Source organism: Actinopolyspora lacussalsi, assembly GCA_030803735.1.
Lineage (GTDB): Bacteria > Actinomycetota > Actinomycetes > Mycobacteriales > Pseudonocardiaceae > Actinopolyspora > Actinopolyspora lacussalsi.
The window spans coordinates 654,865-676,621 of the sequence record JAURUC010000001.1 but is presented as its reverse complement, the minus strand read 5'-3'; the positions used below and the strand labels follow the sequence as shown (position 1 = coordinate 676,621).

Here is a 21,757-nt window from a genome sequence, read left to right as displayed (position 1 = left end):
CTCACACGAGCCTGCGATGCGGCGCGTGGTCGAACCGGTAGGTGGCGTCGAGCACCAGGGGGAAGCGGCCGACCCAGCGGTAGTCGAACTCCGGATGGGGCGTGTGCACCAGCACGAGATCCCAATGTCCGTCGGCGGGGCTGAGTTCGCTGGCCAGCTCGGTGCTCTCGGAGAGTCGGACTCGCGGAACCAACGGATCGTAGTAACCGATCTCGGCCCCCAGTTCCGCGAGCCCGGACAGAATGGGCAGTGCGGGCGACTCCCGCAAGTCGGCCACGCCGGCCTTGTAGCTGACCCCTACCAGCAGAACGCGCGCCCTCTCCGGGGTGAGCCCGGCCTCGTCGAGCAGTTCGGTGACCCGCGCCACCACCTGTTGCGGACGGTCACGGATCACACGCATCACCTGCTCCAGCAACGGAGCGGACACTCCCTGGGAGCGCAGCTGCCACAGCAGGTAGTAGGGGTCGCAGGGAATGCAGTGGCCTCCCACACCGGGGCCGGGGAACCCACCCAGAAACCCGTAGGGTTTGGTGCCCGCGGCCAGGGTGACCTCGATGGGATCCAGCTCGAGGTTCCGGCACACCTCGGCGAACTCGTTGGCCAACGCCAGCGTGACCGCGCGGAATATGTTCTCGTACAACTTGGTCAGCTCGGCGGCTTCCGGGGAACTGACCAGGAACACCGAGTCGGTCACCTGGTTGATCACGTCAGCCGCCCGCACCGAACAGCTCTCGGTGACTCCGCCCACGACACGCGGCGTGTCCTGCTGCCGGTGGTCCGGATTTCCCGGATCGATCCGTTCGGCGCTGAATGCCACGTGGACGTCCCTGCCCGGCAGCAACCCACGTCGCCGCAGGGGCTCGACCAGCAGCTCACGCGTGGTGCCCACATAAGTCGTGGAGGTCAGGATCAGGGTTTGGCCCGGACGGGCGTGCGATGCCACCTCGGTACAGGCCGCCCGCAGCGCGGCCAGCTCGGGAGTGCCGTCCTCACGCACCGGCGTGGGAACGCATATGACTATCGCCTCCGCCTCGGCGATGGCTCCGCTGTCGGAGGTGAGTCGGATTCCTCCCGTACCGAGCGCGTGCCGCAGCGCCTCCCGGTCGGATTCGACCAACTCGACGTCGCCGTCCAGTATGGTGCGCAACCGCTCACCGCTGGTGTCCACTCCGATCACGTCGATTCGTTTGGAGTGGAACTCCACAACGGTCGGCAGACCCACGTAGCCCAATCCCACCACCGCCACCCTGGCGGGAGCGGAACCGGCGAGTCCGTCTTCGCCGTCCCCGAGCGGCGAATGAGTCACCAACCGATCGTTGAATTCGTACTCCCGGCCGTTGACCGCCAGCGAGAGCGGAAGTTCCCCCACGATTCCTCCCAGGATCGACGGTGCCGTATCACTGCCGATGCCGTTCGACCGTGCCATCGGCAGGGCCCCGCGTTCCTCCTCCGCAGTGGGGAAAAGTGTCTACCCTCCCGGCAGGAGGGAACTCCTCCACCACTCGACGGGACGCCGCACCGGAATCGCCGTCAACGGCTCGGGCGCAACCGGGCGCGCCACCGCTTGGCCTCCAGCCGCGGCCCGTTGTCACGGTCACCGACGTGGATTCGTGGTATGGCGAATCCGCAGGCGAGCGAACCCGGCCGAACGGCGCAGGCGTAGGCGTAACCGGCCTCGTGGACCTCGCGCATCGTGTTCCGGTCGAGATCACCGTAGGGATAGCAGAAACCCTCGGTCGGGTGATGCAGTAACTCCGTGAGCTCGGAACGGCTGCGGTGCACCTCCTCGGCCATCTCGGCACGGGAGAGCGTGGACAGCGGACGGTGCAGCAGACCGTGCGAGCCGATCTCCATCCCCAGTTCGGCGGCGCGGTGGATCTGCTCCGCGCTCATGAGGGACTTGCGTGGACCGTCACCGTCCCACGCGTTGTGCCCGTCGATCCGTCGGGTGAGCACGAACACGGTCGCGGTGAAACCGTGTTCACGCAGCGCGCCCACCACGGTGGTGTCGAAGTCGGCATAGCCGTCGTCGAAGGTGAGCCCGATGAGCCCACGCGCGAGTCCCTGCCGGTGCGCGCGGAGCAGCTGCCCCACCCCCACCCCGGTCCAGCCGCGCAGGCGGAGCCAACGCAACTGCCGCAGGAAACGCTCGGGGCGAACCGTCACCCGGTAAGGGTCAGTCGTGTACTCCTGCACGGAGTGATACATCAGCACCGGCGGCATGTCACCCGACAACCGCTGAGCAGTGCCTGTCGTTTCCGAGCCGATCATCGTCCTCCCCCGCGACGGGCACTCGTGCGGGGTCGACGGTAACCGGCGACCCGCCCCGACGGATCCGTCAAGGCGGGTATCGCGCCTACCTCAGATTGTCCAGGTGTCGCGGCCGGTGAGCAGCCGCTGCAGGTCGGCGGGACGCTGCCGGGCCGCGTCGTCGAGTTGTTGCCTGGCCTGGTCGTCGTAGGTGGGACGGTCGACGGCGCGGAAGACACCGGTGACCGTCGGATCGAGATCCTGCCCGCCGAGCCGGGACAGCGCGAAGGCGTGACCAGTGTCCTCACGGTGCGCGTCGTGAATCACGAGGTCGCGCTCGTCGATCTCGTCGAGCTTGGCCACCCGCAGTTCGCCCCGCTCGTCACGGACCACCCCGAACCTCTCGTCCTCGGGACCGAACGTGACGGGCTCACCGTGACGCAGCTGGATCAGCCTGCGCTGCTTTTCGTCCTTGTCCTTGAGCACGTCGAACGCGCCGTCGTTGAAGATGGGGCAGTTCTGGTAGATCTCCACCAGCGAGGAACCGCGGTGGTCCGCCGCTGCCCGCAGGGTCTCGGTCAGGTGTGCGCGGTCGGAGTCCAGGGTGCGGGCCACGAACCCGGCCTCGGCTCCCAGCGCCAACGACACCGGGTTGAACGGGGTGTCCACCGAACCGACCGGGGTGGACTTGGTGACCGTGCCCTGGTCCGAGGTGGGTGAGTACTGCCCCTTGGTCAACCCGTAGATCCGGTTGTTGAACAACAACACGGTGATGTTGACGTTGCGCCGCAGCGCGTGGATCAGGTGGTTACCACCGATGGACAGGCCGTCGCCGTCGCCGGTGACCACCCACACCGACAGATCGGGCCGCGTGGTCGCCAGCCCGGTGGCGATCGTCGGTGCCCTGCCGTGGATCGAGTGCATCCCGTAGGTGTTCATGTAGTACGGGAAGCGGGCGGAGCAGCCGATACCGGACACGAACACGGTGTTCTCCCGCTTGATCCCCAACTCGGGCAAAAAGCCGCGCACCGCCGCCAGCACCGCGTAGTCACCACAGCCGGGGCACCAGCGGACCTCCTGGTCACTGGTGAAGTCCTTGGCGGAGTACTCCTCGTCGGTGGTGGGCACCTCGGCCAGACCACCCATCGTGGGCAGTCCCAGATTCGTCGTCACAGCTCGACTCCCTGAACCACATCGGACAGCACGTTTTCCAACTCCTCGGCCTGGAACGGCAAGCCCGCGACTTTGGTGTAGGACTGAGCGTCCACCAGGTACCGCGATCGCAGCAACATCGCCAACTGCCCCATGTTCATCTCCGGTACCACGACTCGCTCGTAACGCCGGAGTATCTCGCCGAGGTTGCCCGGCATGGGGTTGAGATGGCGCAGGTGTGTCTGCGCGATCGACATTCCGCGCGCTCGCAGCCTGCGGCAGGCCGCACCGATCGGCCCGTAGGACGAACCCCATCCCAGCACCAGCACTCGCGCGTCAGCGCCGGGATCATCCACCTCGATGTCGTCCACCTCGATGCCGTCGATCCTGCGTTGCCGCAGCCGCACCATCGCGTCGTGATTGTCCGGGTCGTAGGAGATGCTGCCCTTGCCGTCCAGCTTCTCCAACCCGCCGACGCGGTGCTCCAGACCGGCCGTACCGGGAATCGCCCACTGTCGGGCGAGGGTCCGCGGGTCACGCAGATACGGCCAGAACTCCTCGGAACCGTCGGTTGCGTTCGTCTCGGTCGCGAAGTCGACCCGCAGGTCGGGAAGGTCCGCCACCTCGGGGATCATCCATGGTTCGGAGCCGTTGGCCGTGGCCCCGTCCGAGAGCAACAGCACAGGGGTGCGGTAGGTCAACGCGATCCGTGCGGCGTCGATGGCGATGTCGAAGCAGTCCGCCGGTGAACGCGGCGCCAGCACCGGTACCGGCGACTCCCCGTTGCGGCCGTACAGCGCCTGCAGCAGGTCGGCCTGTTCGGTCTTGGTGGGCAGCCCGGTCGACGGCCCGCCACGCTGGATGTCGCAGATCAGCATCGGCAGCTCCAGGGCCACCGCCAGTCCGATCGTCTCCGACTTCAGCGCCAGCCCCGGTCCGGAGGTGGTGGTAACGCCGAGCGAACCACCGAAGGCGGCCCCCAACGCGGCCCCCACACCCGCGATCTCGTCCTCGGCCTGGAAGGTCGTCACACCGAAGTTCTTGTGCTTGGCCATCTCGTGCAGCACGTCGGAGGCGGGCGTGATCGGATAGCTGCCCAAAAACACCGGGAGTTCGCTGCGCTGCCCGGCCGCCACGAGACCGTAGGACAGCGCGAGGTTGCCGGTGACCTGCCGGTAGGTCCCCTCGGGCAGGCTGGCGGGCTGAACCTCGTAGGTCACCGCGAACGACTCGGTGGTCTCCCCGTAGTTCCATCCCGCCCGGAACGCGAGCAGATTCGCCTCGGCCACCTGCGGTTTGCCGGAGAACTTCTCACGCAGGAAGCGCTCGGTGTTCTCGGTGGGACGGTGATACATCCACGACAGCAGCCCGAGCGCGAACATGTTCTTGCAGCGCTCCGCCTCCTTGCGGGTCAGCCCCGTCTCGGCCACCGCTCCCTTGGTCAGCTCGCTCATCGCCACCCGGTGCAGCGTGAACCGGTCGAGCTCATCGGTCTCCAGCGGAGACTGCTCGTAGCCCACCTTCTTCAGGTTGCGCTTGGTGAACTCGTCGGTGTTGACCACCACGGTCGCGCCGTGCGGAAGATCGCCGAGATTGGCCTTGAGCGCGGCCGGGTTCATCGCCACCAGCACGTCCGGCCGGTCACCGGGTGTGAGAATGTCGTAGTCGGCGAAGTGGAGTTGAAAGCTCGAGACTCCGGGGAGGGTTCCCGCGGGGGCCCTGATCTCGGCCGGGTAGTTCGGCAGGGTCGCCAGGTCATTGCCGAACGCGGCGGCTTCCGAGGTGAAACGGTCGCCGGTCAGCTGCATACCGTCGCCGGAGTCCCCGGCGAACCGGATCACGACGCGGTTCACCTTGCGCTGCGTGTCCGGCTGCTGTTCGTCAGCCCCGGCTCCCGCTCGCTCAGCGGGTTGTTGCCCGTTCGTCGCCACCACTTGACCAGTTCCCTTTCACCGTGCGAGGAAGCCCCCATCGCGGAATGGGCGACTCGTCCACCGCCGCTGTTCGTACCCTGAGCCGCGTCCGGCGATCAAGTCGCAACCTGTCCGCAGCATACTCGTGGCACAACGAACTCGGCAGTCGTCGCATTCCGTTTTCCGGGAAACCCCGTTCCGTACGGCACGGGAGGAAGCGCGGTCGACGACGGAAACGAGAATCGACGTGACCGATTCGAATACCTCCCACGACAGTGAAAACCGCCACGACGGGCTCGGGCTACGTGGCGAGCACCCGCTCGGCGACGGTCGAGCGAGGTGGGCAGGGGTGGCGTACCTCCGGCGCGCCGACCGTGAGCACGGCATCACCACTGCGCATCCCACAACCAGCCCCACGGCAGCGGTTCCGCGTTCCGGCGGCACGTGTCCCGATCCGCACGTCGGATCCGTGAGCACGGCACGAACGGCTCGGCACGGTGCCGTCGTGCACCTCGAGCCCGCTCACGCGAGCGGATGCCGGCTCGGTGGCGGATACCCCGTTCCGTCCGTGCATTCGAAACAGCGGACGCCCATTCGGGACGACACCTGATCGGCGGCGCGATTTCCCACTACTCGACCGAAAAAAGAGATGTGATTTCCACCATATCGAATGGCGGGGCTTTTCCGCCGTCACCGGGCGGCAGCCACATCACCCGCGACCACGACGCTCGGGCGTCCCCACCGGTGCGGGGAAGCCGGTGTGTCCTCGCGCGGCACGGATCACGTGGTGGAGGCGAGACCCCGTGCTAGGTTCTCGCGATTCAATCTCGGCCGGATACCACCATGCCGTCGCGGAAGATACGGGTGTACTGCTCCGCGATCCCTTGAACGCTCATGCGGCCGCTGGGGTTGTACCAGCGCACGGCGGCGGAGACGGAGTCCCGGATGAACCGGTGCGCCAGCCGGGGACTGAGCTCGGCGCGAAACACCCCCGTCCGCTGGCCCTGCCGCAGCACACGTACCCAGATGCGCTCGAAGTCGCGGTTCGCGGTGTCGATGTAGCCGAACCTGTCGAACCCGGCGAGGTATCCGGCCTCGTTGTGCAGGACGGCCATCGCCCACCGATGGCGGTGCAACGCCGCGAACGCCTCGTGAATCAACTCGCCCACCGTGGTGTGCGGGTCGTGGCCGGCGTCGACCACTCGGCGGAATCGCTCCAGCTGCGCGTTCAGATACTCCCGCAGGATCTCGTCGACCATCGCCTCCTTCGAGTCGAAGTGGTGGTAGAGACTGCCGGACAGTATCCCCGCCTCGTCGGCGATCTCACGCATCGTAGTGGCCGCCACCCCGCGGGTCGCGAACATCCGGGCCGCCATGGACAGCAGCTCCGCCCTGCGCCCGGAACCACGCTCCTTGCCGCTCGTCCGATTTCCACCGGTCATCAACGACATTGTCCGGGCGCAGGCGGGAGTTCGCCCGAAAGCAGCGGTAGTGCCCGACGGGTGGAACTCCGCCGTGCTCGCGGTCCGGCCTTGTCCGGGAGCGACCGGACTCGGGCACTTGATCCCGCGCCGCCTGGGCGGGACCTAGGCTGATCGTGGTCGAGTTCGCTTGGAGGAGTTTCGGTGTCCGCGTCCCTGTCCACCGCCGAGCGGCGGAACCCGAACACGCGTGCGGCGATGGAGGCCACCTCGTTCGCACGCGTGCCGGTACTGCTGCTCGCGGGAACGATCACAGCCCTGTTGCTGGTGCTGAGCCCTCGTTACGGCTACCTCTCGGACGAGCTGTACTTCCTGGCCGCGGGCAAGTACTACCTGGACTGGGGATACATGGACCAGCAGCCGCTGGTCCCGTTGTTGGCGCGGTGGGCCGACGCGCTGGCTCCGGACTCACTGCTCGTGCTGCGGTTCGTCCCCGCCCTGGTGACCGCGGGCGGAATCGTGCTCACCGCCCTGATCGCCCGGGAGCTCGGTGGGGATCACCGGGCACAGACCCTGGCGGCCGCTGCCTACGCGATCTCACCGTGGCTGCTGCTCAGCGGCCACTGGCTGGCCGCCGCCACGCTCGCACCGCTGGAGTGGGGTCTGATCCTGTGGTTGCTGATCCGCTGGACCCGGTGGCACCGAGCCGGATTTCGCAGAGACAGGCTGCTGTGGGGCACGACGGCGGTCGCGATCGTGGGGGTGCAGACCAAGTTCCAGGTGGTCCTGTTGTGCGTGGCTGTCCTACTGGCGGTGCTCGCCGTCGGGCCGCGTCGGATGCTGCGCAGGCCGGCGGTGTGGTTCGGCGCCGGAGCGGTACTGGTCACGTCCGTGCCGACCCTGCTGTGGCAGCACCGGAACGGATGGCCCGCCCTGGACATGGGCGCGGTGGTGGCGGGTGAGACGCGGCGCCTGCTGTTCGTGCCGAACGCGCTGCTCTACTCCGGGGTCGTGGTGGGAGCGGTGCTGTGCTGCTACGGGCTGTGGCAACTGCTGCGAGCTCCCGAACTCGCCGAGTACCGTTTCCTGGGGTGGACGGTACTGGGACTGGTGCTGTTCTTCCTCGCGGCCAGTGGCAGACCGAACTATCCGGCGGGAACGTTCGGGCTGCTGTTCGCCGCGGGCGCGGTGGGACTGCGGCGCCGCCGCGAACTACGCGGACACAACAGGGCCCGTTGGGTCCCGTGGGTGGTCTATCCGCTGTCGGCGTTGCTGCCGATCGCGCTGCTGCCGATCTATCCCCTGCCGCTGTTGGCCGCCCACCCCGAGCTGCCCAGCTACAGCAGGATGTACGAGACGGGATGGCGAGCGCTGGCGCGAACCACCGCGAGGGCCTACCGCGAGCTGCCCGCGGAACTGCGCGAGGACACCGTGGTGGTCGCGGAGAGCTACCCGGCCGCGGCGGCACTGGACGTGCACGGGCGGGAACTCGGGATACCCCGGATCTACAGCCCGCACCGGGGGTACTGGTTCTTCGGAGCCCCGCCCGATTCGGCGCGCGCGATGCTCTACGTCGGCAGCGAGCACCCCTTGGCGCCCCACTTCGGGGACCGGCGGCAGCTGGACACCGTGCGAACCGAGCACAACGTGGTCAACATCGCGCGCGGTGTCGCCGTCACCCTCTACACCGAGCCCGAGCTGAGCTGGTCCGAGCTGTGGCCCCGGATCCGCGGGATGTGAGTGTCGCGGCCCGCCGACCGGAAGCCCAGCCCGGAATCTCAGCGACGCGCCACGGGCCTGCGGCAGACGTAGACGCGGGCGGGCGGCACGTTGCGCCAGACGGTGCGTGAGGTGATCACCTCGTCGAACGCCGCTCCCAGTCGATCCCGGAATCGCCGGGCACCCGACATCCCCAGCGCGTGCGCGTAGGCGATGGTGGTGAATCCGCCGCCGGGTGCCAGTACGGAACCGATCTCGCGCAGGATCCGCCGCTGCGACTCGGCGGCGAACAGCGACCAGGGCAGCCCGCTGACGACGGCGTCCGCCGACTCGATCCCGTGCTCGGCGAGCAGCTCGCCCAGCCGCATCGCGTCCCCCTGCAGGACCTCCAACCAGGGCGCGGCGGTGCGCAGGTGCTCGCACATGCCGGGGTCGACCTCGACGGCGACGTGGCGTCCCCCTTGGGGGACGCGTTCGGCGATGGCACCGCTGAGTGCGCCGGTTCCGGGGCCCAGCTCGACGACGACCGGCTGTTCGACGCTCGGCACGACGGCTGCCATCTCCCTGGCCAGCACGGGAGAGCTGGGCAGGACGGCACCGATGGTGGAGGGTTCGCGCACCGCCCGGTTCACGAAAGTGCGGTACTCGGACAGCAGCGAACCGCTGCGGGATGCCGGTCCGGCGGGGTCACCGGATCCGGTCTGCTGGGATCGTGTCAACGAATGGCCTTCTCGTTCGGTCCTGTCCACGCCGGGGTCACCGATCGTGGCGGTATTTCGACCGGAAACCCGGCACGATGTCTGACTCCGGGCGTCACGGGGTTCGGGACGGCCACGCCGGAGCGAACCACCCCTACTGGCAACCAGCCTAGCGCCCGGTGAAGCGGGAGCGCGGCTGTGGCCGCTGCTACGCCCGTCCGGGCATCACACGGCGGGCGTCGCGGCGCGCAACGCCTCGACCAGCGCCCGAGCCCCTTCGGTCGTCTCCTCCTCGGTGACGCTCAACGGCGGGGCGATGCGCAGCACGTTTCCCTCCAGTCCCCCTTTGCCGATCAGCACTCCGCGTTCCCGCGCCCGCTCGGTGACGGCGGCCGCCGTCTCGGGAGCGGGGGTTCCGTCCGCTCGCACCAGCTCGACACCGAGCATCAGCCCCTTGCCGCGGATCTCGGCAACCGGGTTCAGGGACTCGGCGGGCCGCAGTTCGTCGCGCAGCACCGCACCGACCCGGCGCGCGTTCTCCCGCAGGTCGTGGCGCTGGTGGTAGTCGAGGTTCGCCAGCGCGCCGGCGGCTGTCAGCGGACTGCCGCCGAAGGTGGAGATCGAGTTCGCGGCGACGCTGTCCATGACCTCACCCCGGGCGACCACACCGGCTATCGGAAGGCCGTTGCCGATCCCCTTGGCGAAGGTGACCACGTCCGGCGCGCCGTTGTCGGCGTGCGCCTGCCAGCCCCAGAAGTGCTCGCCGGTGCGCCCCCAACCGGTCTGCACCTCGTCGCTGATCCACAGGATGCCGTGCCGGTCCAGCACTTCCCTGAACCGCGCGAGCAGGCCGTCCGGGGGCGCGGCGAACCCACCGACGCCCTGGATCGGCTCGGCGATCAAGCACGCCACGTTGCCGTACAGCTGATCGAGGGTGTCCTCCAGATCGCGCACGCACGCCTCGGTGAACTCCTCGTCGCTCAGCCCCTCCAGCATGGTGCCGCGCCTTCGGGTGCCGTGGACGTAGCTGGTCTGCACCGGTGAGAGACTGCTCGGCGACCAGCTCCGGTTGCCGGTCACCGCCAGCGAGGCGAACGAACGGCCGTGGTAGCTGTTGCGCAGCGCCAGGATCTGGTTGGAGGCCCGGTAACCGGTGGCCAGCAGCAGAGCGGTGTCGTTGGCCTCGGTGCCGCTGGTGGTGAAGAAGACCCTGGGGTCGTCCAGGCCCGACAACTCGGCGATCCGTTCCGCCAGGTCCACCATCGGCCGGTTCAGGTACAACGTCGAGGAGTGCAGGATCCTGCCCGCCTGCTCGGCCACGGCCTCGGTCACCTCGGGCACGGCGTGGCCGGTCATGGTCGTGAGGATGCCGCCGAAGAAGTCGAGGTAGCGGTTTCCCTCGCCGTCCCACACGTGTCTGCCGGATCCGCTCTCGATGTCGATCGGCTCGGAGTACATGGTCGACAGCCAGGACGGCATCACCGCGGCACGCCGCCGCGCCAAGCGTGCGTGCTCTCCGTCCTGGTCGAAGCCCGCTTCGGCGTTCATCGTCACTCCTGTCAGCCACGCCGTTGATACCGCCGGACCGCTTTTCGGGCCAGCGTGGTCTCGAACCTATGGGCGAATCGTGGGCGGGGCAATACCGAAGCGCGCGAACGGAGCGGCTTCGGATGGGCTCTCCGGCCGGGGGTATCCGACCGGTCTGGTGGCCGGGTTCGTCCGGGTGGACTCATTCGGGTCGTCCGCGCCTGCGCGCGTCGTCCCGGGTCGCCCTGCGGACCTCGCGGTACATCGCGCGGGTCTCACGCCCGATCCCCGGTGGGTAGCCGTGTTTGATCACGCGGTGTTCACAGCTCTCGCCCATGGCGCTGATCGAGTAGAACAATCCCACCAGCAGGCCCAGGACGACCGAGGACAACCGGATGTAGAGCGGGCCCGGCAACAGCAGCACCACCACGCAGAACGGGGCGAGCTGCGTCAGGGCGCGGAGGAGATGGCGGAGCACCCAGGTACGGCAGGTCACGTCGTGCAGTACCCATTCGGCGAGGTGAGCGGGCAGCTTGCCGCCGAACGTGTACCAGACCCACTGCGGAGGGTTGGGCCGGTGCTTCCCCATCGTCTCGACGATAGCTCGCCTGCCGCGGCTCGCTCGCCACCGGCGGGTGAACATGACCGCCACCCCCGTGCTCCGGGCCGTGGGAGGTGGTGTAAGCTGATCACAGTTCAACAGAAGAGCGGGACGTGGCGCAGCTTGGTAGCGCACCTGACTGGGGGTCAGGGGGTCGTGGGTTCGAATCCCGCCGTCCCGACCAGAACTCAGCCCCGCTGATCCGGTACGATGTGCCGAGTCAGCGGGGCTCCTCATTGTCCCTTCCCTGTGTTGGTCTCGATTCGGTACGACGATACGAGCACGTCGCACGGCCGGGGTATCGTCGTGGTTTTCACCGAACCTAGAAAATCCTGGTCGCACCACTCATCGTGCCCGAACAATTCACCGCGATTTCGAACGCGACAGGATCGGAGTACCCGAAACGGAACGGCACAACCTCCGAATTACCGGGATTCACCGGTTTCGTCGGAAGGCGGTGCGGTCGTCTCCTGGATGTGCTGCACCTCCGCCCAGTAGCCCTGGGCCTGCTCAGAGGCTTGATTCAGCACCTGCCGCAGATTGCTGAGATGCTCGACCGCCCGATCGAGCGCCTCGTGCGGGTGATCCTGCAGTGCATGGCGGTAGAGCCGTTCGCGATCGTCCTCGTCGATCTGGGAAACCAACTCACCCGCGAACGCGGCCATCGCACCCAGCGTTCCCACCAGAGCCGAACCGTAAGCGGTCCAATCCATCTCGTCGAGACGGGTATGGCGCTGGCTCTGTGCGGCGTTTTCGAGTTCGGTCCGCGCGTTGTAGATCGATTCCAACGGGTGGTCCGGCGTACTCACGAATTCATTCTACCTCGGCACCCGAGGACATGCTCGCTGCTTGACGACCGAGGAAACGAGAGCGCGACGAGTACCCGCGGGGAGACGAGCGGTGAATCCGGCCCCCGGCGGTTAGCGTGGATGCCGTGGAGGCCAGAGCGTGGCGAGCGAGGGAACACGTGCTGTGGGAAGCCCTGTGGAATCAGGCAGCGGGCCCGATCGCGCTCGTCGACCTGTCGGGGCGCCATCTGGATGTCAACCCCGCCCTGTGCGATCTCCTCGGCTACGGCCGGGAGACGCTGCTGCGGCTGTCACCCGCGGAAGTCACATATCCGGGTGACTACGCGTTGGAACGAGAGACGATCGACAGCCTCGTACGGGAGGAGATCGACTGCTTCACCTCGGAGAAGCGGCTACTGCGTTCCGACGGCCGTGCCGTCCTCGTCCTCGTCAACAGCTCGCTGATCAGGACGTCGGACGGCTCCCCCGAGATGTTCGTATCCCAGTTTCACGACATCACCGCGCGCCGGGAGTCGGAGCGACTGTGGCAGCAGACGCTGCTCAACGCACCGGTCGGGGTGACATCGATGGATCTGGAGGGACGTCTCACCGAGGCCAACGGCAAGTTCTGCGAACTGGTCGGTCTGGGCAGGCAGGAACTAATCGGTCAACTGTGCACCGGTCTGATCTACGACGGGGACCAGGCACAGGTCGATGCCCTGAACGCCGAGTTCCGTAACGGAAGCACCGACTCGGGGACAGTCGAGATTCGCCTGCGACACCGGGACGGCCATGCCCGGTGGGTCCTGGGCAGGCTGGGTCTCGTTCGAGGACTCGACGACCAGCCGGTCTATGTCATCGGCCAGTACGAGCCGATCGGCGACGATACGCAGGTCAACGAGGAACGTCTGGCCGAGCTGACCCGCATGGCGCTGCACGATCCGCTGACGGACGTAGCCAACCGTTCCCTGCTCGGCGACCGATTCCAGCAGGAGCTCTGCGCGTTGTCGAAATCCGACGGCGTACTGGTCGTACTGCTGGTCGACCTCAACGGGTTCAAGGAGGTCAACGATCAGTACGGCCACGACGCGGGCGACGAGATCCTGCGAGCCGTGGCGCACGAGCTTTCGAACGCCGTACGCTCCGGCGATACCGTGGCCCGCATCGGAGGGGACGAGTTCGTCGTCCTCGCCTATCTGGACAACCAGGCGAAGGCTGTCGAGCTGCGTAACAGGGTCGAGCACCGACTCAATACCGCGACCGCCACAACGAGTGGACACATCCGAGTCACGGCCAGCGTCGGAATGTCCACCACCCGCGATCCGTCGACCTCCTACCGGGGTCTGAAGAACGAGGCCGATCAGGACATGTACGTTCGCAAGCACAATTACAGCTTGTAGCTCGACAACCCCGCGGTGACTCCGAATCTGAGCGCAAGAGATCACTTTCACAATTCTGCCGGGCGAGACACCGGGAATCGAGTCCGGTGAAGATTCGTATGACCGTGAACCAGCCCCACAGCGACTTCTCCGATGCGGTTGTACGGGGCGAGTGAGGCTTCGGAGAAGCACGACCGGTCGCCGTCAGTCCGGTTCACGAAGCCGTCACGGCGTCCGGAACCCGCGAAAGGTAACCGCTTTGCGGACCACGAAACCGAGCCGTTCGTAGAGCGCGCGAGCGCCGGTGTTGGCAGCGACCACGTGCAGGAACGGACGCTCACCCCGGAACTCGATACGTTCAATCGCTGACTCAGGTGGCGCGGCGTTGCAACATTAAATTTCGCCTACCGCGCCCACCTGTTAACAGGATAGGAGCGAACAGGTTCAGACAGGCATAAAAGTTATCCGAATCCGGCTAATGCAACCATGTCTTATTGCTGTAATCAGTATCTTCCAGATCCTCAACACTGGAGCAAGTCCCCCTCGAAGAATCCACTCCCAAATCCGCTAATTGCTGCTCGCCTGAAAGCGCGAGCTCTTCACGTTCTTCGTCACTCATTTCCGCCATTTCCGTTGAAGCTTTTTCTACTTGATAATCCAACACTCTGGAAAACGAGGCGGATTGACTCGCCTCCCGAAGACCCCGCTTTCCCGCGATTACATCATCTGCCAGTTTTCTGAATTCTTCGTCGTCAGTTTTATCGCGAATAATCCTTAATGAATTCCTCAGGTGTCGGGATAACCCGACATCACCGCGAGATACATCCATCATTGGCTCTCGATCTTGATCTGACATTCACACTCCAGGATGATCATAGCTGCTTTCAGGAAGGATGTGATGCTCGATACCCTCAAGAGAGGAGGCATAACCAGCGATAACGCCAACAGTGGCTTGAACGGAGTTCCATGCAACAGTATGTGCCTGGATCGCCTGGCCAGCTACTCCCATCGCCTTCGTTAAAGTCGCGGCAAATGCCGCTCCAGCAGCTACTGATCCGATCACATTCCAGCTGTTCAAAGCTGCGGCCGCGAGTTCAATCCCCATTGCTATCGCATAATCGAGAAGCATGTCCAGGAATCCTTTAATGGCCTTTGCTGTCTCGTACATCCCCGTAGCCATCTGATCGAACTGCTGACTTAGCCCATCAAGTGTTTCTTGCTGTTCACGTACTGCTCTGGATAAGCCAGCGAAATATGCACTGGCCTGATCCGCCGCGACTCCTTCCCAATCCTCAGATAAATTCTTCGTCGATTCGTCGATATACTGCGCAAACTGTGCATTGAATTTTTTCAAATTCCCAAGCGCTATTCCGGCTTGCTGCACGACTTGCCATTCACCTGAGAATTGCTCGGAAACCCACTCTCCAGGATTAAACCCGAGCGCCATGTCGAGAGCTCTGCCAGTCCAGTATGCGACACTGATATATTGACTGGCACCTATAACGTTTTCCGCAAGATCAGGAATTGGATCGGAAGACTCTGGTTCAGTTAATTCATCTGCCGGTTTCTGCGACATAATTTTCCTTAGTTAGATTCCTTGTAGGAGTTGTCCAGGCGCGCTGCCGCATCACGGTCCATCTGTTCGTACAAGTGAGCTGCCTTGTCAACTTCTGAAGACGAAGAACGCTGGACTTCGGCCAGCCGTTGATAGTTGGCGACTAAGGCATTCCTGGCGTTTTCTGCGGCCTCTACCGCAGTGAAGAACATACGGCCTTCAGAGTACCCGAATGAGAGCCACTTTTTAGCATAAGATTCAGCCGCTTGAGAATCACTTACCAGACCGTTCATTCTCTCGCCGAATTCCTGAATACTTTCGCGGTTTGCTCTAAAACCCATGATCCTCCATACATTGCTCATCAATCAAGATGTTACATTTTTGGCAACTTACCGCCCACCTGATACTATCCTAGAAAATATCACACCAAATTCGTACTGTCGGTTCGACATCCGTTGGAGAGCAGATGAATCAACGACAAGAAGTGGTCTTGCCTGCGAAGATGACGGGGACACCGGGTAACTTACCACCGCACTGCGTGCGACACGGACGACCTGCGACGCGCAGTCGGGATTTCGCGCTCCAGTCGCGTGCCCAGCCTCAGGGAAACCGCTTCATGAGTGCCAATCCCCTCGGTGTGGCTGGCCGTCTTGGCGAGAAGACACGCAAAGTCCAGATTGTGAGCGTCCGGGACTGGCCCCTCTGCGATCGATGCGCACGGACGCGGACAGCTTTGTTCGTACTTACGCAGCTCATGTTCTGGTCTGCTCTCTTGCTGGTATCCGGGGCGCTTGTCGCACGTCTGATTATCGGTCATCCGAGCAGCGTGCTCGGAGGTGCTCTGGGGCTCGGGTTCCTTCTACTGTTCGGTTCCCCGTTCGTCTTCTACGCGGCTTCGTTGACTCGGTTGGTTCAAGCTCGCGCATCCGAGGACGGCGAGTCAGTGATCGTGAACCAGCCCCACAGCAACTTCTCCGATGCGGTTGTACGGGGCGAGTGAGGCTTCGGAGAAGCACGACCGGTCGCCGTCAGTCCGGTTCACGAAGCCGTCACGGCGTCCGGAACCCGCGAAAGGTAACCGCTTTGCGGACCACGAAACCGAGCCGTTCGTAGAGCGCGCGAGCGCCGGTGTTGGCAGCCACCACGTGCAGGAACGGACGCTCGCCCCGGGACTCGATACGCTCGATCATCGCGAGCACCAGCCGAGCGGCGTGGCCTCGTCCGCGCGCTTCGGGAGCGGTGCAGACGGCACTGATCTCGGACCAGCCCGTGGGGCGGAGCCGCTCGCCCGCCATAGCGACCAGCGTGCCGCTCTCGCGGATGCCCAGGTAGGTGCCGAGTTCGTGCGTGCGGGGCCGGAACGGCCCCGGGGCGGTCCGCGCGGTGAGGTCGAGCATCTCCGGAACGTCGTCGGCTCCCAGCTCGACCACGGCCGGACCGTGCTCGCAGGTGTCGTGCTCGAGTGGGTCGTGACCGGGGTGACTGCCGGCGGGACGGATCAGCTGGAGACCTTCCAGGGAGAAGACCGGCTCCCAGTCCGACGGCGGGCTCGCCGGGCAGCTGAACATGTCGGCCAGCTCGCCACGACCAAGCAGCTCCGCCAGCTCCGACCACGAGTCCTGGTCCGGCTCGCCGGGCAACGCGCAGAAGGTGGCGACCTCCGGCGTGTAGGTGGCCGCCCGGCCGACCAGGCGAGCCAGGTGCGCGTGGTTCCCGCGCAACGACTCGCCGACGGGGTCGTCGAGTACCTCGGCGTCGCGATCGACCATCGTGGTGCCCCTCCTCCGCCTGGCAGGTGTTCGCGGTGAGCTCCGCCGTCCGGAGCATCCCACCGCCCGCTCCCCTCGCTACCGGGCGCCCGGGGCTCGGCCGCAGGACCAACCACACTGGACGAGTCGACCGTCCCGAGTCCAACAGGGCCGAGTTATGAGGATGGAGTCCCTCCGACTCACGCGGGCGCCCCCGGGAGAGTCTCTCCGGTGAGGCGCTGTGGGTCGGCACCGATGCCGGGAAAGCTCGGCTGCCGGTCTCGCGTTAACGGCGCGGTTCCCACTGGAAGAGGCGAGAGGCCAGCACAACGGCGACGGCGACCCACGCCAGGGTGGGGGCGAGCAGTAGCAGGGAGTCCGTCACAGCGGCGCCGCCGTTCCAGGCATTGACGACCAGCTCGGTGGCCGACCCGCCGGGTAGCAATCGCTTGAGCAGGGTGAACCGCTCGGTGCCGGTGATACCCACCCAGCTGGCCACGCCGATGACGCCGAGAGTGACGGGCAGCGTGGTCACTTGGGCGTGTTCGGGGGAATTGGTCAGTCCTGCCGTGGCCAGTCCCAGGCCGAGCATCATGATCACCGTCGTGAGGACGGCCGTAACCAGGAGAGCGATGTTGTCCGGCAGACCGGCGACCACGGCCAGCACGGTCAGGATGACCACCACCTGAGCCAGCGCGATGACGGAGAGCGGCAGCAGCAAGCCGACGAGGATTCCGGCGTCACCTGCTGCGGTGGAGCGCAGCCGCTTGAGGAACAGGTTCTGGCGGCGAGAGGCCAGGGTGGTCACAGCCGTGGTGTAGAACCCGAACGCCCCCACGGTGAACAGCACGATGGCAGCGATGTAGCCGAGGCTGGCCACGGACGCGAAGAGCTCGTGCTGCCGGATGAAGAACGCACTGACCGCCGCGGGCATCACGAAACCGGATACCAGCACCAGCCTGTTCCGAAAAATCTGGATCAGCTCACTGTGGGCGATGGAAAGCATGGCAGGTCCTTTTCCGAGAGGTTACGAACGTGGTTCAGTCGTCGCCGATGGCGCGGAAGACGTCGTCGAGCCTGGTCGGGCCGGCTTCGAGATCACACAACTCCACCGCGTGGTCCTGCGCCCACCCGAGCAGGGTGTACATGTCCCGCTGCAGGTGATGCGTCTCGATGAGGCAACTGCCGTCGTTCTCACGTGTTGCCCGCAGTGGCAGGGCCGGTGCGGTGTTCGTGAGGGTGAAGCGGATAACGGCGGGGAGGGTCCGCGTCAGTTCGGAAACGGTCCCTTCCCTGTGCAGGGTTCCCCGGTGCATGAGCCCGATGCGATCGGCGCGCTGCTGGGCCTCCTCCAGGTAGTGCGTGGTGAGCACGATGGTCGACCCCGCGGCACGCAGCTTGTCCACGGAACTCCACAGGGCGTCACGGGACTGGATGTCCAAGCCGGTGGTGGGTTCGTCCAGGAAGATCAGCTCCGGTGCCCCGTACACAGCGGTGGCGAAATCCAGTCGCCTTTTCTCGCCGCCGGAGAGCTGGGAGACCTTGGTACCCGCCTTGCTCGTGAGGTCGACAATGCCCAGGACGTGTTCGACCGTGTCCGTACGTCCGGTGAGCTTCCCGATCAGCCGGACCGATTCCCGCACTGTCAGATCCGGGGAGAACCCGCTCTCCTGCAGCATGATGCCCGTCCTGGGACGCACCGCACGCCGATCGCGCGGGTCCTGGCCGAAGACCCGTACGGTGCCCGAGGTGGCGGCGCGGTGGCCTTCGACGATCTCCAGGGTCGATGTCTTGCCGGCCCCGTTCGTACCGAGCAGGGCGTAGAGCTCTCCACTTCGTACCTGGAGGGACAAGTCCTTCACGGCGGGATGGTCACCGTAGGTGAGGTTCAACCGTGCCACGTCGATGACCGGAGTCGAGTTCATGGCTTCGATCCCAGCAACCACCGCACTCACCGACCAGTGGAATCACGTCACCTGTTCACCATGACATTTTTCGAGTGAACGTATGACACCGTGTCACTACCCGGCGCAGCGAGCCGGGAGGACACTCGGACGAACTCAGCCGTTCGATCCCGGAACATCGGAACGGCAACCGGAAGGCCGCGTGTTCCACCGGTACCGACACTATCGGCTTCCTTCCGGTCCGCGTGGCGTACCTTTTCGACCTGTTCGACGACGAGGAGCACATGACGAACGAGCGCATCGAGACCACTCGGGGACGGATGCGCAGACTGAACGTCGCGACGATGGTCGTGGCCATCGCTCCGGTCGGCGCACTGCTGGTGGTGCTCGACTCCCGCACGTGGTGGGAGGCCATCGTCCTGAGCATGGGGGTCGCCGCGGCACTGGTGGCCGTCGCGCGGTGGACGCCGACCGGCATCTCGCGGGTAGTGCTGCCCTGTCTGCTCGTCACCTCGGCGGTGTGGCTCGCCGGAGTCCTGGTGATGAACGGCGATACGGCGTTCTACGGTGTCACGATCGTAGGAGCCGTCTACGCTCCGAAGCTGCCCCGGTATCGTGGCGTGAGCGCCGTGGCGTTGACCGCCTTCGTCGCCTCGGCGGGTACGGCGCGGCTACTGGTGTCACAACAGAGCGTGCCCGACGTGCTGTTCGCCAACGTCCTCATCCCGGTGGGAACCACGGTGGTGGTGACCGCGGGCATGTTCGCGGGTCAGTGGTACTACGACGTTCTCGAGGAGTTGGCGGAGTCCCGCGAGCGGGAAGCGGAACTGGCCGTCGCCAGGGAACGCGTGCGGTTCGCCGGTGACCTGCACGACATTCAGGGGCACACCCTGCACGTGGTCAAGTTGAAGATCGCGCTGGCCCAGAAGCTGGTGCGCGCCGACGCCGACCGCGCCGAGGGGGAGCTCCGGGAAATCAGCGCCCTGATCACCGACACCATCACCAGGACCAGGGAGCTCGTGTACGCGCAGCGGCGACTCAACCTCGCCGCGGAGCTGGAGAACGCGAAGAACCTTCTGGAAGCCGCGGGCATCGGCGTGCTCGTCGACCGGGACGCCGAGCTCGAGGAACGGGACAACGAACTGCTCGGTCAGGTCCTCCGGGAGACGACGACCAACATCCTGCGGCACGCACAGGCGAAACAGGTTCGGATCACGCTCTCGGATTCCGGCATCACCATCGTCAACGACGGTGTCCAGGACACCTCGCTGCCCGAGCTCGGCGGGCTCGCCATCCTCCGGAAGCGAGTGGTCGACAACGGGGGCGAGCTGAGGGTGGAGCAACAGGACGGGCGTTTCGTCACGGCCGCGACATTCCCGAACTCACACACCGACACCGCACGAGGACGAGGAAAGGAAGAGCAATGACTACGGTGGTGCTCGCCGATGACGAGGCCCTGCTCCGCAAGGCACTGGCGTCGTTGCTTCCGCTCGAGGGCGAGATCACTGTGCTCGCCGAAGCGGAGGAGGGCGAGACGGCCGTCCGTACCACGCTGTATCACCGGCCCGATGTGCTCGTCATCGACCTGGAGATGCCGGGTGTGGACGGTCTCGGCGCCGTCTCGTCGATCCGTCACGAGCGACCGGACCAGGTGATTCTCATGCTGACCCGTCACGCCAGGCCCGGAGTGCTCCGCAAAGCGCTGAAGCTCGGGGTGCAGGGCTTCGTCAGCAAGTCCGCGGAACCGGCGCATATCGCCTCGGTCATCGCGACGCTGCACGAGGGCAAGCGCTGGATCGACCCGGAAGTGTCCGCGCTCGCCGTCGTCGACGACTGCCCGCTCAGCGACCGCGAACTGGACGTGTTGCGGGTGACCGGCGAGGGCTACTCCGTCGCCGACATCGCTACCCGGCTCCACCTGGCGGAGGGCACAGTACGTAACTACCTCTCCAGCGCGATGCAGAAGACCCAAAGCCGCACCAGACACGAGGCAGCGAGATACGCAAGGGAACACGACTGGTTGTAGACGCGCGGTCGATGTAGGCGCGTAACCCCGGTCGGCGTCGGCCGAACGGCGCCGGGAAATCCGATCGCTTCGAGCGTCGGCGCCTGGCAGGCTGCGTGGTCATGCGGGACACGGATGGGGAACCCGGGCTCGGTGACGCGTTCGGTGCTGCGCTTCGGCAGCACCACCAGGGCCGGAGGTCCTTCGAGATCGTCGAGCGCGACGACGGTCTGATCGGCGTGAACGACCTCGCTCCCTACTTCGCCGACCGGGCCGCCTGGCCCGCGATCGATCAGCGTGCCGCACCGGGGATCACCGGCAGGGTGCTCGACCTCGGCTGCGGGACGGGCAGGCACTCCGTTCCGCTGACCCGCGACGGCTTCGACGTGCTGGGGATCGACTCCTCGCCCGGCGCCGTGGCCGTGGCACGCGAGCGAGGTGGACCGCGAGGAGGCGGGTCACGGCTACCTCGCCACCATGGTCTCCGCCGCTGACCGAGTCGTCCGAGCGGGAGACGAGCACGCTTTCCGAGATTGACTTCCAGTTCGATCGAAGTCCTATTCTCGGTTCGATTCCGTTCGAAGGAGCAGCGCATGACCACGAAGGTACGGCCGAGGTTGAACGACCCGGCTTCCCAGGATGCCGCGAAGGAAGCGGTGGAGCGCTTCACCGCCCAGCTGCAGCGGGGCCTGGACACCTATGACGCCGAGCTCTACGACCACGACTTCGCGGCGGACGTGGTGTGGGGAAGTCCCTACGGGGAGACGCTGGACGACGTCGAGGAGCTGCTCGACACGCATCGCGTGCTCATGGCGGCGGAGGCGGCGCCACCCTCGCGGTTCGAGGTCGTGCGGGTCACCGCTCCGGCTCCCGGCGTGGCGATCGCGCACATTCGCCGCCGGGCGCTCGACGAGACCGGGTTCTCCGAGATGGCGCTGTACACCCTGGTCGAACGGGACGGGCGGTGGTGGCTGGCCGCCGCGCAGAACACGCCGATCGTCGAGCCGCACGACTGAGTACCAACCGCGCTCCGACCGAGGGAACGGACAACCGCGCGGCCAGGGCCACTGTGGACCGATCCGCGAGTTTCCCGAAGT

General features: G+C 65.9%; 21 protein-coding genes, 1 tRNA gene and 1 pseudogene. 7 read left to right on the top strand and 16 right to left on the bottom strand.

Features of this window, described 5'->3' with window-relative positions:
* Position 1 precedes the first annotated feature (1 nt).
* The 5 genes from J2S53_RS03000 to J2S53_RS02980 form a co-directional block, all read right to left on the bottom strand.
* Positions 2-1,426, bottom strand: coding sequence for a nucleotide sugar dehydrogenase (locus tag J2S53_RS03000; RefSeq protein ID WP_456239655.1), 1,425 nt, complete (start codon positions 1,424-1,426; stop codon positions 2-4).
* 104 nt (positions 1,427-1,530) lie between these two features.
* The gene (locus tag J2S53_RS02995) at positions 1,531-2,271 is read right to left on the bottom strand and encodes a polysaccharide deacetylase family protein (RefSeq protein WP_456239654.1); all 741 of its coding nucleotides are present in this window, start codon (positions 2,269-2,271) and stop codon (positions 1,531-1,533) included.
* A 90-nt stretch (positions 2,272-2,361) separates the two neighbouring features.
* Positions 2,362-3,396, bottom strand: a complete 1,035-nt coding sequence (locus tag J2S53_RS02990) for a 2-oxoacid:ferredoxin oxidoreductase subunit beta (RefSeq protein ID WP_456242683.1) — start codon at positions 3,394-3,396, stop codon at positions 2,362-2,364.
* A gap of 23 nt (positions 3,397-3,419) precedes the next feature.
* Positions 3,420-5,336 carry a 2-oxoacid:acceptor oxidoreductase subunit alpha gene (locus J2S53_RS02985; protein ID WP_456239653.1) on the bottom strand — a complete coding sequence of 639 codons (1,917 nt, stop codon included), beginning with the start codon at positions 5,334-5,336 and terminating at the stop codon, positions 3,420-3,422.
* Positions 5,337-6,136: 800 nt separating this feature from the next.
* Positions 6,137-6,757: a TetR/AcrR family transcriptional regulator gene (locus tag J2S53_RS02980; protein ID WP_130467026.1), complete on the bottom strand. Its 621-nt coding sequence runs from the start codon at positions 6,755-6,757 to the stop codon at positions 6,137-6,139.
* Positions 6,758-6,940: 183 nt separating this feature from the next.
* On the opposite strand from J2S53_RS02980, the gene J2S53_RS02975 reads away from it, so the two are divergent.
* A complete protein-coding gene (locus tag J2S53_RS02975) occupies positions 6,941-8,476 on the top strand; it encodes a glycosyltransferase family 39 protein (RefSeq protein WP_456239652.1) in 1,536 nt (511 codons plus the stop codon).
* Between the two features lie 38 nt (positions 8,477-8,514).
* Here the strand turns inward: J2S53_RS02975 and J2S53_RS02970 are convergent, their stop codons facing one another.
* The 3 genes from J2S53_RS02970 to J2S53_RS02960 form a co-directional block, all read right to left on the bottom strand.
* Positions 8,515-9,174, bottom strand: coding sequence for a class I SAM-dependent methyltransferase (locus J2S53_RS02970; RefSeq protein WP_456239651.1), 660 nt, complete (start codon positions 9,172-9,174; stop codon positions 8,515-8,517).
* A gap of 204 nt (positions 9,175-9,378) precedes the next feature.
* Positions 9,379-10,701 (bottom strand): aspartate aminotransferase family protein, encoded by a 1,323-nt coding sequence (locus tag J2S53_RS02965; RefSeq protein ID WP_456239650.1) that lies wholly within the window; start codon positions 10,699-10,701, stop codon positions 9,379-9,381.
* A 181-nt stretch (positions 10,702-10,882) separates the two neighbouring features.
* Positions 10,883-11,269 carry a DUF5313 family protein gene (locus J2S53_RS02960; RefSeq protein WP_456239649.1) on the bottom strand — a complete coding sequence of 129 codons (387 nt, stop codon included), beginning with the start codon at positions 11,267-11,269 and terminating at the stop codon, positions 10,883-10,885.
* 119 nt (positions 11,270-11,388) lie between these two features.
* On the opposite strand from J2S53_RS02960, the gene J2S53_RS02955 reads away from it, so the two are divergent.
* Positions 11,389-11,465, top strand: a tRNA-Pro gene (locus tag J2S53_RS02955).
* Positions 11,466-11,706: 241 nt separating this feature from the next.
* Here the strand turns inward: J2S53_RS02955 and J2S53_RS02950 are convergent.
* Positions 11,707-12,090, bottom strand: coding sequence for a hypothetical protein (locus J2S53_RS02950; RefSeq protein WP_456239648.1), 384 nt, complete (start codon positions 12,088-12,090; stop codon positions 11,707-11,709).
* 125 nt (positions 12,091-12,215) lie between these two features.
* Between J2S53_RS02950 and J2S53_RS02945 the strand changes: the two genes are divergently transcribed.
* Entirely contained in the window at positions 12,216-13,469 is a 1,254-nt protein-coding gene (locus J2S53_RS02945) for a sensor domain-containing diguanylate cyclase (protein ID WP_456239647.1), read from the top strand.
* Positions 13,470-13,673: 204 nt separating this feature from the next.
* Here the strand turns inward: J2S53_RS02945 and J2S53_RS02940 are convergent.
* The 7 genes and pseudogenes from J2S53_RS02940 to J2S53_RS02910 all read right to left on the bottom strand — a co-directional run.
* A pseudogene (locus J2S53_RS02940) lies at positions 13,674-13,805 on the bottom strand (GNAT family N-acetyltransferase); the annotation flags it as partial.
* Between the two features lie 118 nt (positions 13,806-13,923).
* Complete coding sequence (locus J2S53_RS02935) at positions 13,924-14,304, bottom strand: hypothetical protein (protein WP_456239646.1); 381 nt, start codon at positions 14,302-14,304, stop codon at positions 13,924-13,926.
* The gene (locus tag J2S53_RS02930) at positions 14,305-15,024 is read right to left on the bottom strand and encodes a hypothetical protein (RefSeq protein ID WP_456239645.1); all 720 of its coding nucleotides are present in this window, start codon (positions 15,022-15,024) and stop codon (positions 14,305-14,307) included.
* A gap of 8 nt (positions 15,025-15,032) precedes the next feature.
* Positions 15,033-15,365, bottom strand: a complete 333-nt coding sequence (locus J2S53_RS02925) for a type VII secretion target (protein ID WP_456239644.1) — start codon at positions 15,363-15,365, stop codon at positions 15,033-15,035.
* 687 nt (positions 15,366-16,052) lie between these two features.
* Positions 16,053-16,772: a GNAT family N-acetyltransferase gene (locus J2S53_RS02920; protein ID WP_456239643.1), complete on the bottom strand. Its 720-nt coding sequence runs from the start codon at positions 16,770-16,772 to the stop codon at positions 16,053-16,055.
* Positions 16,773-17,037: 265 nt separating this feature from the next.
* Entirely contained in the window at positions 17,038-17,757 is a 720-nt protein-coding gene (locus tag J2S53_RS02915) for an ABC transporter permease (protein WP_456239642.1), read from the bottom strand.
* Positions 17,758-17,791: 34 nt separating this feature from the next.
* Positions 17,792-18,676 (bottom strand): ABC transporter ATP-binding protein, encoded by an 885-nt coding sequence (locus tag J2S53_RS02910; protein ID WP_456239641.1) that lies wholly within the window; start codon positions 18,674-18,676, stop codon positions 17,792-17,794.
* 224 nt (positions 18,677-18,900) lie between these two features.
* Here J2S53_RS02910 and J2S53_RS02905 point away from each other — a divergent pair, with 224 nt between their 5' ends.
* The 4 genes from J2S53_RS02905 (at position 18,901) to J2S53_RS02890 (ending at position 21,676) form a co-directional block, all read left to right on the top strand.
* A complete protein-coding gene (locus tag J2S53_RS02905; RefSeq protein ID WP_456239640.1) occupies positions 18,901-20,082 on the top strand; it encodes a sensor histidine kinase in 1,182 nt (393 codons plus the stop codon).
* Entirely contained in the window at positions 20,079-20,681 is a 603-nt protein-coding gene (locus J2S53_RS02900) for a response regulator transcription factor (protein ID WP_456239639.1), read from the top strand. Before J2S53_RS02905 ends, J2S53_RS02900 begins: the two co-directional genes overlap by 4 nt.
* Before the next feature lie 101 nt (positions 20,682-20,782).
* Entirely contained in the window at positions 20,783-21,154 is a 372-nt protein-coding gene (locus J2S53_RS02895) for a class I SAM-dependent methyltransferase (RefSeq protein WP_456239638.1), read from the top strand.
* A 99-nt stretch (positions 21,155-21,253) separates the two neighbouring features.
* Complete coding sequence (locus tag J2S53_RS02890) at positions 21,254-21,676, top strand: DUF4440 domain-containing protein (RefSeq protein WP_456239637.1); 423 nt, start codon at positions 21,254-21,256, stop codon at positions 21,674-21,676.
* Positions 21,677-21,757 lie beyond the last annotated feature (81 nt).